Origin of the sequence: Suilimivivens sp., assembly GCF_037359455.1 — a bacterium.
In the GTDB taxonomy this organism is placed as follows: Bacteria; Bacillota; Clostridia; order Lachnospirales; family Lachnospiraceae; genus Suilimivivens; species Suilimivivens aceti.
In genome coordinates, this window is sequence record NZ_JAXXXI010000005.1 from 1 (window position 1) to 15,284 (window position 15,284).

Annotated in this window: 13 protein-coding genes; all 13 read left to right on the forward strand. The window is 44.6% G+C overall.

What is annotated here, in order from left to right:
* Positions 1-223: 223 nt before the first annotated feature.
* The 13 genes from WJQ40_RS00650 (at position 224) to WJQ40_RS00710 (ending at position 15,273) form a co-directional block, all read left to right on the forward strand.
* Positions 224-1,600, forward strand: coding sequence for a hypothetical protein (locus WJQ40_RS00650; protein ID WP_337537559.1), 1,377 nt, complete (start codon positions 224-226; stop codon positions 1,598-1,600).
* Between the two features lie 110 nt (positions 1,601-1,710).
* Positions 1,711-2,949, forward strand: coding sequence for a hypothetical protein (locus WJQ40_RS00655; RefSeq protein WP_337537560.1), 1,239 nt, complete (start codon positions 1,711-1,713; stop codon positions 2,947-2,949).
* On the forward strand, positions 2,906-4,669 hold the full coding sequence (locus WJQ40_RS00660; protein ID WP_337537561.1) for an ABC transporter ATP-binding protein: 1,764 nt from the start codon (positions 2,906-2,908) through the stop codon (positions 4,667-4,669). The genes WJQ40_RS00655 and WJQ40_RS00660 overlap by 44 nt, the downstream gene beginning before the upstream one ends.
* A gap of 14 nt (positions 4,670-4,683) precedes the next feature.
* On the forward strand, positions 4,684-5,730 hold the full coding sequence (locus tag WJQ40_RS00665) for a glycosyl transferase (protein WP_337537562.1): 1,047 nt from the start codon (positions 4,684-4,686) through the stop codon (positions 5,728-5,730).
* A complete protein-coding gene (locus WJQ40_RS00670; protein ID WP_337537563.1) occupies positions 5,711-6,481 on the forward strand; it encodes a DUF5672 family protein in 771 nt (256 codons plus the stop codon). The genes WJQ40_RS00665 and WJQ40_RS00670 overlap by 20 nt, the downstream gene beginning before the upstream one ends.
* An 18-nt stretch (positions 6,482-6,499) precedes the next feature.
* A complete protein-coding gene (locus WJQ40_RS00675) occupies positions 6,500-7,441 on the forward strand; it encodes a glycosyl transferase GT17 family protein (protein WP_262572504.1) in 942 nt (313 codons plus the stop codon).
* Entirely contained in the window at positions 7,442-8,482 is a 1,041-nt protein-coding gene (locus WJQ40_RS00680; RefSeq protein ID WP_337537564.1) for a glycosyltransferase family 4 protein, read from the forward strand.
* Positions 8,469-9,500, forward strand: coding sequence for a glycosyltransferase family 2 protein (locus tag WJQ40_RS00685; protein ID WP_337405870.1), 1,032 nt, complete (start codon positions 8,469-8,471; stop codon positions 9,498-9,500). Before WJQ40_RS00680 ends, WJQ40_RS00685 begins: the two co-directional genes overlap by 14 nt.
* 21 nt (positions 9,501-9,521) lie before the next feature.
* Positions 9,522-10,532, forward strand: a complete 1,011-nt coding sequence (locus WJQ40_RS00690) for a glycosyltransferase (RefSeq protein ID WP_337537565.1) — start codon at positions 9,522-9,524, stop codon at positions 10,530-10,532.
* 4 nt (positions 10,533-10,536) lie between these two features.
* Positions 10,537-11,781, forward strand: a complete 1,245-nt coding sequence (locus tag WJQ40_RS00695) for a polysaccharide pyruvyl transferase family protein (protein WP_337537566.1) — start codon at positions 10,537-10,539, stop codon at positions 11,779-11,781.
* A complete protein-coding gene (locus WJQ40_RS00700; protein WP_337537567.1) occupies positions 11,748-13,277 on the forward strand; it encodes an oligosaccharide flippase family protein in 1,530 nt (509 codons plus the stop codon). The genes WJQ40_RS00695 and WJQ40_RS00700 overlap by 34 nt, the downstream gene beginning before the upstream one ends.
* A 6-nt stretch (positions 13,278-13,283) precedes the next feature.
* Entirely contained in the window at positions 13,284-14,339 is a 1,056-nt protein-coding gene (locus tag WJQ40_RS00705) for a glycoside hydrolase family 88 protein (protein ID WP_337537568.1), read from the forward strand.
* Between the two features lie 4 nt (positions 14,340-14,343).
* On the forward strand, positions 14,344-15,273 hold the full coding sequence (locus tag WJQ40_RS00710; RefSeq protein ID WP_337537569.1) for an alpha-1,2-fucosyltransferase: 930 nt from the start codon (positions 14,344-14,346) through the stop codon (positions 15,271-15,273).
* Positions 15,274-15,284 lie beyond the last annotated feature (11 nt).

Below are 15,284 nucleotides of genomic sequence, written 5' to 3' on the forward strand. Positions count from 1 at the left end.
GGCTTAAACAAAGGATTTATATTACAATGATAAAAAAAGAAGTGTCAAACTCCCGAGTTCAGCTATTACCGGTTAGCTAAAGGTATCTCCGGCATACCGTCAACTCTGCCTTAAGCTGACCACTTAAAAAGTACATTCTGCGGAAACTCAAGTGTTCAAATTGCACAAATATAGAAATGTTGTTATAATAAGCAAAAAATTGTGCAAAAGGGAAACGGAACTTATGAAAAAAAGGTCAGATACAGTTTTTGGTGTGTTATTGTTTTTGATCAGTATGGGATTTTATCTGTTTTTTGCGTTTTATGATGGAGCAGTGATCTGCGTGGATTCTCCAAGCTATATTAATATGGAGATATCCAGAGAGCCTTTATATCCTATGCTGCTTTTGCTTTTCAGACAGGTGTTTTCATCAGCCGGTGAGGGATATCTTCAGGGAGTTGCTATTTTTCAAAGTATACTGGCAGCCTGTGCGGCTCTTTCACTAACCTGTTTCCTGAGAAAGGAGTTAAAACTCGGCAAAGCAGTCAGCCTTGTGGTGTTGATGATCCCACTGCTGACCTCCCTGCTGTGCAGATTCGCAGCAAAGCGTGCCTCCATGTATTCTAACAGTATTCTGACAGAAGGAATTGCCACTTCATTGTTTCTTTTATTTTCCAGGTATTTAATTGATTACTGCATAAAAGGAAAAAAGAAGGCACTCTTTACAGCAGCATTTATTTCCTTTTTACTTATTTCCACGAGAAAACAGATGGTTATAACGGTACTGCTCCTGATATCGGCTATTGTATGGAGAAGTATAAGAGAAAAAATGGTGAAAAAAGGACTCCTTATTTTGACGGTCTGTGTTCTGGGTATAGGGACAGGAAGCTATCTCCTGGATTGTAGTTATAACTACTGTGTCAGAGGTTCTTTTTCGAGGCATACGAATGATAACCGCTTTTTAGACACTGTGATTATTTATGCATCTGAAAAGGAGGATGGGAAGGCGATCAAAAGGGATGATACCAGAGAACTGTTTGAAAGCATCTATGAAATCTGTGATGAAGGCGGCTATCTGATGCACAGTGCCGGTCAGGGATGGTATGAAAGATCAGCGCATTTTGGGGATTATTATGACTGTATCCAGATTGATACTCTCTGGCCGGCACTGGAACGGTATGTCAGAGAGCATTATGAAGGAGATAATGCCAGTCTGGAAAGGATTGTAGATGATTATAATGCACAGATCATCAGGGCATTAATGCCAGAAGTATTTCCGAGGCTTATGAGGGTTTTTGCAGATAATGTGCTGAATGGAATGGTCACAACAGTGGCGAAGAAAACGCCGGTTCTGGTATGGTACAGCGTGGTGGTGTACATATTGTATATAGTGCTGCTGATAACTCATATAAAAAGAAATGGACTGGATGGTAGGGCAATTCTGGCGGTGTATACACTGCTTGCTGTCATGATCAATGTAGCTGTGGTGTCGGCAACGATCTTTTGCCAGACAAGGTATATGATCTATAACATGCCGCTGTTTTATATCAGCCTGGTTCTTTTATGTGGTTCTTTTGACACAAAACCAGCTGTTTGCGCAGGCAGTAAAGGTATGGTATAATTTTTATAATTATGTGTGCAGAAAATAAAAACAACAGACAGAATGTTTACAAGTTTATAATAAAGCTGACAGGAATACTTGTCGGAGCAATCCTGCTGGGGTTCGTGCTATTGGTTCTGGCATACATGCTGCCAACAGAAAGAATGCGCCAGAATGTAGCAGTGACGGCGGAGCAGATTAATACAGAAGGACAGTATTACCAGTGGGCCAAAGGATATAAAAATGCCCAGACCGATACCTATACAGACGCTTCGCTTCTGTTGAATGCGATGTATCCTGGTTCAGGAAGTGCAGTCAGGGATGCAATGAATGCGCCAAGGCTTCTGTATGGTGATGATAACAATGAGGTGTCAGTAGTGCTGCTGGCAAATGGTGATACCGGGGAAACCCATGAGGTATGCTATGGACGGTACTGGCATGGTAGCCTGATTTTGCTGAAGCCGTTACTATTGCTGTTTGATCTTGGAGATATCAGGATGATATCCATGATCATACAGATGGGATTGCTGTTCGTAGTGATCATGGGCTTCTGCAGGCGGCAGTTGTATAAGGAGCTGACGGGCTTCTTTGGCGCGATCATCACCCTGAACCCGGTGACAATGATATTTGGCTGGTGCTTTTCCGTAGAATATGTCCTGATGCTGCTTATGACAGCTATTCTGTTATATTTTCATGAGGAGCTGCAGAAGGGATATAATTATTATCTTTATTTCCTGATCAATGGAATTTTGTTTGTATATTTTAATGAGTTGTCATTTCCCATGATAGGTTTTGCCATTCCCCTGATCGTTTATCTTCTTCTTTCTAAGGAAAAAGTAAAGGAAAAGATAAAAAAGGAAGTGGTATTTGGTATGCTGTGGGGAGTGGGCTATGCTGTGGTATGGCTTGGGAAATGGATTCTGGCATGGATCTTTACCGGTTATAATTATTTTAAGGAAGCTATCGAGCAGGCAGAACGATATACCTCAGATCACGCAACATGGGAAGTAGAAAATCCCACATTAATTGACAGACTGGTAAAAAACATCAATATGTATATGAAGTGGCCATTTCTGATGATGGCAATTGTACTGTTAGGAATTATCTGTGTAAGCATGATAAGAAAGCATGCTAAAATAACCAGGGAGAAGCTGGTGGCGGCATTGCCATATTTACTGGTCTGCTTATTGCCGTTTGCCATATTTACAGTGCTTGGAAACGGATACTCCTATGTACATTACTGGTTTACACACCGTCTGCTGGCGATCAGTGTATTTTCAGGAATCACAATGCTCTTTACAATAACGGGAACGAAGGATATCATACATGAAAAAAATAACATTACTTGGCAAAGTAAGAGCAATCTTTGACAGAAAACAGAAATGGCAGTTAGTTGGGCTTGGCATCATGATCTTTATCGGTGGTCTCCTGGAGACACTGGGAGTCAGTGCCATGATCCCTGTGGTACAGGCTTTGCTGGCACCAGACGAGCTGATGGGTTATATCGACAGGATCCCAGTAGTAAAGAATCTTTGTGATGCTTTATCCATTACAACGGTGAAACAGGTCACCATGGCATTACTTTATGGAATGATGGCCATTTATGTGATCAAGAACCTGTATATTCTGCTGCTGACCTATATGCAGAATACCTTTATCACAAAGAACCGGAACCGGATGATCAGCCGTGTTATGGCAGAGTTTTTAAACCGCCCTTATGAAAAGTATCTGGGAGCAGATATCCCTACCGTGTTCCGGATTACAGACAGTGACATTCCACAGACCTTTTCCCTGATCCTTGCTATGCTGCAGCTGGCAAGTGAAGTAGTGGTTTCCTGTCTCATTTTTATGGTGCTTTTGTTGAATGATCCCGGGATGACTTTGTTTATCATTGCGGTATTTGGTCTTCTGACCCTGTTTATTGTGAAGGTGTTTAAACCAAGGCTGAACCGGATCGGTGCCAGGAACCAGGCGATCCAGTCGAGGATCGCCAAATGGAGGATTCAGGCAACCTACGGACTGAAGGATGTCAAGGTGCTGAACCGGGAAGAATTTTATGTGAGAAACTACTATGAAACTGGTAAGGTCGGCGCAGAGGTGGCCAGAAACTATGCCGTGCTGAACAATATGCCAAGATTGCTGATCGAAACCGTGTTTATCGTAAGCGTACTGGGATTTCTGGTAGTTTATATTAATGGCGGCGGGGATATCACAGCCATGGTAACGACGATCTCTGCATTTGCGATCGCAGCAGTACGAGTACTGCCCAGTGTGAACCGTATCAATACGTATATCACAGAAATCGCCTATACCCAGCCCAGCCTTGATTTCGTGTATGACAATCTGCAGGAGGGCATGAAAACAGATGCCATGCTGGCAGAGAGAAAGGCTTATTCTCAGGTGGAAAAGCTGAAGCTGGATCATCAGATCGAACTGGATCATATCAGCTTCCATTATCCTGATTCTGACAAAAATATTTTCGAGGATGCCCATATGATCGTTCCCAAGGGAAAATCAGTGGGAATTATCGGAACCTCAGGAGCCGGTAAGTCAACAATCGTGGATATCCTGCTTGGGCTTTTACATGCACAGACCGGTATGATCACCTGTGATGGGGTGGATATCTTTAAGAATTATGAGTCCTGGCTGGCACAGATCGGCTATATTCCACAGTCTATCTATCTGATCGACGAATCGATCAGGGATAACATTGCTTTTGGTATTGATGCAGACAAGATTGACGAGAAGAGGATCTGGGAAGTGCTGGAGGAGGCACAGCTGAAAGAATTCGTAGAGGAGCTGCCGGAGGGGCTGGATACGACGATCGGTGACCGGGGAGTCAGGCTTTCCGGAGGACAGAGACAGAGGATCGGTATTGCAAGGGCTCTGTACAATGATCCGGAGATCCTTGTATTTGACGAGGCAACCTCTGCACTTGACAATGATACAGAGGCAGCAGTCATGGAGGCAGTCAACAGCTTCCATGGACGTAAGACCATGATCATCATTGCACACCGGCTAAATACCATTGAGAAGTGCGATATGATCTATAAGGTAGAAAATATGAAGCTGGTGGAGACTACGCTGTAAAGGAACGGGACAGAATGGTAGGAACAGAATTTATCAATGGACAGGGCCTGGGGAACCAGTTGTTCTGTTATGTGACTGCAAGAGTAGTGGCAGAAGAAAACGGCTATGAATTTGGAACAGCAGGACAGGAACGCTTTGCTGTCAATATTCACAGTGACCGTGGCATGTATTTCATGGACATGGATCTTGGAAAAAGGATTACGGAAGAAGAAAAGAGCTGTTTTCAGATCTACAATGATAAAGAAGAAAGACTTTATATCGGAAATTCCAGACATGATATGGAGCATGGCTGCTATATCGCCGGAGCAGATCAGAATTTAAAGAATATCAGTGACAATACCCTGATTTATGGGAATATGCAGGATGAATCTTATTTTATCGACCATCTGGATCAGGTGAAGCAGTGGCTGCATGTAAAGCCGGAGTATGATTCCTATGAATACAGCCGGGACAATCTGTGCATCATCAATATGCGGGGCGGCGAGTATACGGGAAGCCCGGAATTGTTTATTGATAAGAAATACTGGATCCATGGCATGAAGGAAATGAAAAAGCTCCGACCGGATATGGAGTTCATGATCATCACGGATGATGTGGAATCAGCCCGGAAAATGCTGCCGGGGATTGAAGCACATCACTTTGATATCGGCAAGGATTATGTGACGCTGAAAAATGCACACTATCTGCTTTTATCCAATTCCTCCTTTGCCTGCCTGCCGGCACACACCAGTGAAACACTGAAATTTGCCATTGCACCCAAATACTGGGCGAGACACAATGTATCAGACGGTTACTGGGCATCCGAACAGAATATTTACAGTCTGTTCCATTATATGGACAGAAAAGGTAATATGTTTACAGCAGAGGAATGCCGAAAAGAGCTGGAAGAATACAAGAAGCATTCACCGAAGTACAGAAGGATCAATCAGAAGCCGGGCAATACAAGAAGATTTTGCCAGAATATCAGACGTAAGGCACTGTATGGATGGTTTTATCTGAAAAAGATAGAACGGGCAGTGATCAGGAGAATGAAGAGACAAAATGGAACAGCAGATGCATAATAAATTAAAGCTTCCCAATGTAACGCTGGCTGCCATGACCAGTGTGAAGCTTTATGAAACGATCAGGGCACTCACCTACAGTATGCAGGGAATCGAATTCGGGGAAGTCGTACTGATCACCCACAGAAAGCCTTTTTCTCTGCCAAAGGGAATTACCTACAAGCATACTTCCAAGCTGACGGATATTGACTGTTTTAATTATAAGATGGTTTATGAGCTTGGGGATTATATTAACACAGATTATGTGCTTCTGGTTCATTATGACGGGTTTGTGGTACATCCGGAGATGTGGAGGGAGGAATTTCTTCAGTATGATTATATTGGATCTCCATGGCCCATCCCAAAGCCGGGAACACAGCATTGTTATCATGATATTTACGGAAATCTGTGCCGGGTAGGAAACAGCGTATCACTTCGCAGCAAACGGCTCCTTGAGTTTCCAAGGAAAGCGGATCTTACCTGGGAAAAGGATGAGGACGGATTTTATAACGAAGATATCTTCCTCTGCTGTATGAACAAGCACAGGATCGAAGCGGCGGGCATGAAGATCGCACCGGTCGAGGTGGCGAAATATTTTGGACATGAGCATCCTGTTCTGGAAGTGGCAGATGTGGAGAAGCCTTTTGTTTTTCATAAATGGTGGGGAAGAAATGAGCAGTACCCCAGGTTCGAGAATCCATGGACGAAGCGGTGGAAAGCATTTAAAGATGTAGTGAGACCACTGCTGTTCTGGAGAAGGATCAGAAGATAGGAAGAAAGAGGAAACAGAATGGTATACGATTGTATCCCGTTTTTTAATGAAATTGATATATTGAAGATGCGGCTTCACATCATGGATCCGATCGTAGACCGGTTTGTCATCGAAGAGGCTACGGTGACCTTTTCCGGTGAGCCAAAGGAGCTGTGCTTTGAGAAGAATAAGGAGCTGTTTAAAGAATTTTTACCCAAGATCACCTATATTGTAGTAGATAATTCACCGGTTAATACGACTACCCACTTAAGGGACAAGTTTCAGAAAAACGCACTGGTAAAGGGACTTGCAGATGCAGCAGATGAGGATGTGATCATCTTAAGTGATGTGGATGAAATTCCCAATCCCAAAACACTGCAGAAGGTTATTGATACCTTTGATCCTGACAAGGTATATCATTTTGCCCAGAGGATGTTTTACTGTTTCCTGAATATGGAAGAGGTGTCAGGAAAACTCCTGTCCATTACCGGGGAATTTCCGGGAGTAAAGAGAAAGCTCTGGCTGGGAACCAAGGTATTCTCTAAAAGGAGCATACCGGAGGATGGGATCATCCAGCTCAGGGAAGCAAGCGTGACAGCACCAAATGCAGTAAGAGTGGCTGATGGCGGCTGGCATTTTGGGTATATGGGCAGCAGCGGCGAGAAGGATGTGGCCAGGAGAATCGGAACCAAAGTCGTGGCAGCGGCTCATCAGGAATATAACGATTCTGTGCTGCTGGCAGAAGCAGCAGACAGACTTCTCCTTGGAGAAGATATGTTTGGGCGGGAAGCCAGATTTGAAAGAGTGGAAATAGATGACAGCTATCCTGCGTATCTGCTGCAGCACCGGGCAGAATATGAGTATCTGATCATGCCGCCGGTTAGCAGGGCGAAAATATTCTTTACCAGAGTGACACTGAAGGGGAAAAGGCTGGTAAGAAGAGGAATCAGGAAGCTGAAGAGGATTGCAGCAGGAAAATAAATGGGAAAATATAAAGTATTAATGGTAGGGCCTGATCGAAGTGTTCACGGAGGAATCTCCGGAGTGGTAAATAATTATTATGCCGCAGGTCTTGATCAGAAAATAGAACTGAAATATATTGGAACCATGATCGAAGGCTCCAAAGTAAGAAAACTCTGGAGAGCCATGAAAGCATACATGCAGTTTTTGGTGCAGCTTTCCGGGTATGATATTGTTCATGTGAATATGGCATCAGATGCAAGCTATGTGAGAAAAAGTTTTTTTATCAAGGCAGCGAAAAGAGCCCGGAAAAAGATAGTGATTCACCAGCATGGCGGGGATTTTGAGGGATATTATGGACAGCTTTCCCAAAAGGGGAAGAAAAGAGTAAAAGAGATCCTTTCCATGGGAGACATTATGCTGGTGCTGGCTCCGTCATGGAAGAAATTTTTTGGCACATTGATTGATGAAAATAAAATCATTGTTTTTCCTGACTGCATAGAAATGCCGCCAGTATATCAGAAGCAGTATGGTCAGCACAAGCTGCTTTTTCTTGGCAGGATCTGCAAGGAAAAGGGTGTCTTGGAATTACTGGCTGCCGCGGAAAAACTGCAGCAGAAATACCCTGGGGCAAAGCTTTATCTGGGTGGTATTTTTGAGGATGAAAAACTGAAGGAACAGATAGAAAAAAACAGCGATTTTATAAAGTATCTGGGATGGATCAGTGGAAAAGAGAAACAGAAATATCTGCAGGAAAGTGATATTTTTGTCCTGCCCTCTTATTTTGAGGGTCAGTCAATTGCAATTCTGGAAGCAATGGCAAATTATTGTGCAATAGCAGCGTCAGATACCGGTGGAATTCCACAGATGATACAGCAGGAAGAAACAGGACTTTTGTTTGAACCAAGGGATGAAAAAAGCCTGTATGCAGCGCTTGACAGACTCCTTGCGGATAAGCATTTATGCAAAAAGCTTGGAAACAGCGCAAGAGAAAAAGCAGAAAAAGAATTTTCCATAGAAGAAAATATGGAGGAACTGTTGAAGATATATGGAAGTATATAAGATCAGCATGATCATACCAGTATACAATGCAGAACAATATCTGAAGAAATGTGTAGATTCTGTAAGAGCACAGACCTATGGAAACCTGGAGATCATGCTTGTAGATGATGGCTCGACAGACAGCAGTGGAGAGCTTTGCGATGCTTACGCGGAGAAAGATGAAAGAATCCGGGTAGTTCATAAGGAAAATGGCGGTCTGGTTTCGGCATGGAAAGCAGGTGTGAAAGAATGCAGTGGAGAGTATGTCAGCTTCCTGGACAGTGATGACTGGATCAATCAGGAGATGCTTTCTGAAATGAGTGCTTATCTGACCGGAAATGACCGGGAGATGGTGATCAGTGATTACATCATTGAAAGAGACGGCGGTAGTCAGGAGTATGTATGGCAGAAGCTGGCACCAGGTGAATATGGCAGGAAAGAGATAGAGGAAAAGATATTTCCCTGCCTGCTTGGACAGGAAGAACGGTATATTACGATTTCACGCTGTATGAAGCTGATTTCAAAAAGACTGATCTCAGAAAATGGAAATTATACTGATCCGGCAATCATTGTTGGGGAAGATACAACAATCATGCTGCCGGTGCTGCTTGACTGTCAGAGAATTGTAGCTATGGATCATAAGGCTTATTACCATTATCTTTATGTAAAAGAATCCATGGTGCATAAATATAATGAAAAGCTGACAGAAAATATCCGAAAGCTGATACAGACAACGGATCGGATACTGAAAGATAAATTTACCGGGGATAAGCTGGAAGAACAGAAAAAACATCTGGATCAGGAGTCAATACTTTGGTATTTCCTGGTACTCAAGAACGAAGCCAGAGGCAACCCATCCGGTTACCGCAGGAATATTCTTAAGCTATGCCGCTCAGAAGAGATCAGAGATTTGGTAAAGAGGACAGAAATTACCGTGAACCAGCCAGCAAACAAATTGCTTTATCTGGTAATGAAACATCCTGGTGAAGTGACGGTAAGACTGCTCCGCCTTGCGATGATCTGGTATTACCGTTCCTGAGATGAGAAAGGAGGCCGGAACATGCTGGCAGAACCAAAAGAGAATTTACCGCTGATCAGTGTGATCGTTCCGGTCTATAACGGCGAAAGCTATCTGAGAAGCTGCATCGAGAGTATCGAAAACCAGACGTATCAGAAGCTGGAAATCATCATCATCAATGACGGATCCACGGATAGTACTGGCAAAGTATGCGTGGAATTGAAAGAAAACTATGAAAATATCCGCATTATAACCATGGAGGATGAAGGTGTTTCTGCAGCACGGAATGCCGGTCTTGATCTGGCAAAGGGGGCACTGATCACCTTTGTGGATGCTGATGACAGACTGCGCCCGAGGACTTTGGAAATCCTTTCCGATGTACTCCGGAAGACAGGCAGTGATATGGCAGGCTGCAGCTTCCATGCCTGGTCAACAGAAGAGGAATGGGAAGCATTTCTGACAGAACGGTTCCGGATCGGAGAGCCGGTTACCTATACAGGAGCACAGTATCTGAGAGAGGAGCTGCTGCAGGGGAACAGCAGATGCTGGAGTAAGCTGTACCGCAGGTCACTGATCGGAAAGCTCCGTTTTCAGAGAGGCCTTTCGATCGGGGAGGATATGCTTTTCCTGACAGAGCTTCTTGGATATGCGAGAAAGGTATCGGAGATTGACTATCCTGGATATGGATATTACCAGAATGCCAAGGGGGCTATGAACAGACCCTTTACACCATCTTATATGGATCAGATCACCTGCTGGGAGCTGGCAAGAGACAGGATCCTTGCCATAGATAGCACTCTGGAAGCGAAGGTGACCTCCATCCTGATCATGGGAATTATGCTGACTGTAGGAAAGCTCGCCATGCTGCCTGCAGCGGACAGAAGGAAGAATGCACAGTATATTCAGATATGCAGAGACAAATTGAAGCAGGAGCTGCAGGTTTCAGGTGCGTATGAACTGCTTTCCGGTGGATACCGGTTGAAAGCGAAGCTGTTTGCAGCAGCGCCGGGACTATACCTGCATGGTTATCATTTCAGAAAATATAAGGGCTGAATTTATGAAAGAAAAAAGACTGGTTATGTATATGCATGCAGGAAGCGGCAACCATGGCTGCGAAGCCATAGTCAACAGCACCTGTCATATGATCAAGGAAAAACCTGTACTTCTCAGCTATTACGGCGGAGAGGATAAAAAATATTCACTGAGGGAGCTGTGTGATATCCGGGGAGAGAAGAGCTTTGCAGATCATAAGCTGGCACATGTCTGTTATTATCTGTACCGGAAGCTGACAGGAGATGAGGAGAGCTTTATCCGTTACCGCTATGGAAAGACCTTCCGGGAGGATATTCCCCTTGCCATATCGATTGGTGGCGACAATTACTGCTATGATAACATGCGGAAGGATCTGCGCCTTGCCAATCAGGCCTTTGTAAGAAAAGGGACAAGAACGGTACTGCTTGGCTGTTCCATAGAGCCGGAGCTTATTAAGAGACCGGAAATCGTAGCGGATCTGATGAAGTATCACACGATCATTGCCAGGGAAAGCATTACCTTTGAGGCTCTGCAGCGTATGGTGGCGCAGCAGCAGGCAGGGCTGAAGGGATTGCGGAGCTGTGACCGGGCAAGATATAATGTACCTAAGGTATACTGCTTCCCGGATCCCGCCTTTACCCTTCAAAAGAAGGAGCAGCCCCTGCCATCAGGCTTCCAGGAGGGGAATACAGTCGGAATCAATATCAGTCCCATGATCCAGGATAATGAGGAATCAGCGGGGATTACCATGAAAAACTACCGGGCGCTGATCCGGTATATCGTAGAAAATACCGGCCTACAGATCGCCCTGATCCCACATGTTGTCTGGGACAGAAATGATGACAGAAAGCCGATCCATGAGCTGTATGAACAGTTTAAGGATACAGGAAGGATACTGGAGCTTCCGGATGGAACCTGTGAGGAGCTGAAAGGCTATATCGCCAGATGCCGGATGTTTATCGGGGCGAGAACCCACGCTACCATTGCAGCATACTCCAGTCTGGTGCCGACACTGGTGGTTGGCTATTCTGTGAAAGCCAGAGGAATAGCCAGAGATCTGTTTGGAACAGAAAAAAATTATGTGCTCCCGGTACAGCTTCTTCGGAAGGAAGAAGATCTGACGGAGGCCTTCAGGTGGCTTGCAGCGAAGGAAGAAGCTATCCGCAGCCAGCTTGCAGCCAAAATGCCTGCATATAAAGAAGCAGCCATGCAGACAGGGAAAGAAGTAGATCATTTATGGGAAGAGTGCAGTCAGCAACAAAGAATATAGTATTTGGACAGATCGGTAATCTGGTGACGCAGCTTCTCGGCTTTGTCCTGCGGAGCGTGTTTATCGCACACCTTGGGGATACCCTTGTTGGTGTCAATTCCCTTTACACCAGTATTCTGTCCGTGCTTTCCATGGCAGAGCTTGGGATCGGCACAGCCCTGAATTACAGTCTGTATAAGCCGGTAGCCAATAAGGACTATGAGAAGATCAAGTCCTATATGCTGCTTTATAAGAAATCCTACCGGATCATAGGTCTGGTCGTAGCGGGAATCGGTCTTGCCATTTCACCGTTTCTGCCCTATCTGGTGAAACAGCCTGATGGTGTGACAGTCAGGGATCTGACACTGTATTATTTCATTTTTCTGTTTAATACAGTCAGCACCTATTTTGTCGCTTATAAATACAGTCTGGTCAATGCCGAGCAGAAGAATTATATCCAGACCAATATCATCACGGTCACCAAGATGATCACGGTCAGCCTGCAGATCATAGTGATCCTGGCAACCGGCAACTTCTATGCTTATCTTCTGACGGCGGCAGCAGTGGAGCTGCTGCAGAAAATATATGTGAGCCACTATCTGAACCGTCTGTATCCCTATCTGAAGGATAAAAGGGTGGAGAAGCTGACAAAGGAAGAAACCGGTGAAGTAGTCACAAAGACTAAGGCACTGGTGCTTCATAAGGTAGGAGATGTAGCGAGGCTTCAGACCGACAGCATGATCATTTCCAGCTTTATCAATGTTACCGTCAATGGCTTCGTGGACAACTACAATATGATCATGAATTCAGCGGCGAACGTGGTGAATATTGTCTTTAATTCTGTACTGTCAAGCTTTGGCAACCTGATCGCCACAGAATCAAAGGACAGACAGTATGAGCTCTTTAAGGTATACCGGTTTGCAGCCAGCTGGATCTACGGATTTGCAGCTGTTGGATTTGCCATTCTTCTGACGCCATTTATCACGCTCTGGGTAGGCGCAGAGAGAACACTGGCATTTTCCGTCATTGGCTGTATCCTGATCGATTTTTACTTTAAGGGAGAAAGGATCGTGCTGTCGAACTTCAAGACGGCAGCAGGTGTTTTTGAACAGGATAAATATCTGGCACTGATCCAGGGCGTAGTGAATCTGGTCATTTCCATTGTACTGGTCGTAAGGATCGGCCTCGTCGGGGTATATATCGGAACGATCGTGTCAGGGCTGATTGCCAATGTGACCAAGCCGATCATTATTTACCATGTGATACTGGACCGGAAGGCCGGAGAATATTTCAGGGATTCGATGAAGTACTGTTTATTGCTGGTGATCCAATATGGGATTTTTTATGGCATTTCAGGGATTATAATGAAGGAAATTACGATACTGACATTTCTTGTGATGTTTGTGATCATCTGTGTGGTGTTTAATGGTATTTTCCTGATGGTATTCAGGAAAGCGGGAGAATTTCAGTATCTGGTTACGATTGTAAAGGGAAAGTTCAGAAAAAGGAAGGAGTGATCCGCAATGCTGGATATGGTAAAAGAGGCAGAAAGGGAACTGATCGACTATCCGGGATATACTGGTACCTATTATATGAAACGGGCTTTGAAGCAGATCTGCGGGAGGAAGGTTCCACCGGCAGACAGATTTAACTGGCCGAACGGGCTTCTAGCCAAGGCGCTTGCAGATTATTATCAGGATCATAAGAATTCCGAGGAAGCCAGAGTGATCCTGGACGTTTTGAAGAAATATTATGACAGATGGATTGCCGGAAAGTGTAAAATGTATTATCTGGATGATGCTGTCAGCGGTATGGCACTGATCGATCTTCATCAGATCACAGGCGAAGAAAAGTATAAAGAGGCAGCAGACAAGATAGCAGAGTATCTTTTTCACCATGAAACAGATGACGGCGGAAATCTGCCCTACAGACCGGAACAAAAAAACGGATATATTTTTGCTGACGGTATTGGAATGGTCTGTCCGTTCCTCTGCAAATACGGGGCAGTCTATGATGATATGAATGCTGTCAACCTGGCAGTTACCCAGATGATGAACTTTATCCAGATGGGAATGGATGAGAAGACAGGCCTTCCCTATCACGGATTTGAATATGAAAGCGGCGTGAAATATGGTATCATAGGCTGGGGACGGGCTGTAGGCTGGCTGATGATCGGTATGGCTGACAGCCTTGCTTATATGGAAACCGACAGACCAAGCTATGAGCCGATTAAACAGGCATACCGCCGTCTTGTTGACAAGGTAGAGGCCTATCAGCTGGAGGGAGGACTTTACAGCTGGCAGCTTGGAGCCAAGGAGGGACCGGTAGATACTTCGGCTACGGCTATGATCCTGTATGCCATTGCAAGATCCCTGCAGACCAATGTCCTTATCGGTATACATAAATCCCGTATGGTCCGGGGAAGAGAAGCTCTCTGGAACTCAGTAAAGGAGGGCAGGATCTATGGATGTCTGGCAGAATGTCAGGGCTTTTCCATGTATCCGCAGGTGTACGGAGCCTATCCGTGGTCGCTGGCACCGGCATTATCTCTGTTCACCATAACAGAGGAAAAGGAATAAAAGTATGATCATTATTCAGGTAGCAGGCGGGCTTGGAAACCAGCTCCAGCAATATGCACTGTATCGAAAACTGGTGAGACTTGGAAAGGAAGTAAGGCTTGACATTTCCTGGTTTGATCAGGTACAGATGAAGGAAACAGGACATACCAGGGGAATGGAAAATGTACCTGTTGTGACAAAAAGGGTTTTGGAGCTGCGGTATTTTGACCGTCTTGTTTTTGAAGTCTGCACAGAAGAAGAAAAAACAGCACTGATCGGTAGTGATGGGATCACGGGAAAAGTACGAAGAAAGCTGTTTCCCTTTACTGTGAAGTGGTTCCATGAAACGAAGATGTATCATCCGGAGATTTTTGATTTTGAAGATATGTATCTCTCCGGATATTTTGCGTGTGAAAAATATTACAGTGATATTTTGTATGATCTCAGGGAAAAGATCCAGTTCCCTCAAAGCCGGGATCCACGAAATGCAGAGCTGGCAAGGGAAATGAGTATGCAGGATTCAGTCAGTGTGCACATCCGGAGGGGAGATTATCTGAAGCCGGAAAATGCATCGATATTTGGCAATATCTGTACCGAAAAATATTATGAAACAGCGATCCGGACGGTGGTAGAGAAATACCCGGAGGCGCATTTCTATATTTTCTCTGATGATATTCCTTATGTGACAGAGCATTATCAGGGGGAGAAATATACTATTGTCGATATCAATCATGGAAAAGACAGCTTTTATGATATGTATCTGATGAGCCAGTGCCGACATAATATCTGCGCCAATTCAACCTTCAGCTTCTGGGGAGCCAGACTGAACGGACACGAGGATAAAATGATGATCCGGCCGACGATCCATAAGAACTCACAGGTTTTTGTGAAAGCAGAGATGGAACAGCTGTGGCCGGCATGGACGTTTATCAGTCCGGATGGAACATTGCAGTAAACAGAATTAAG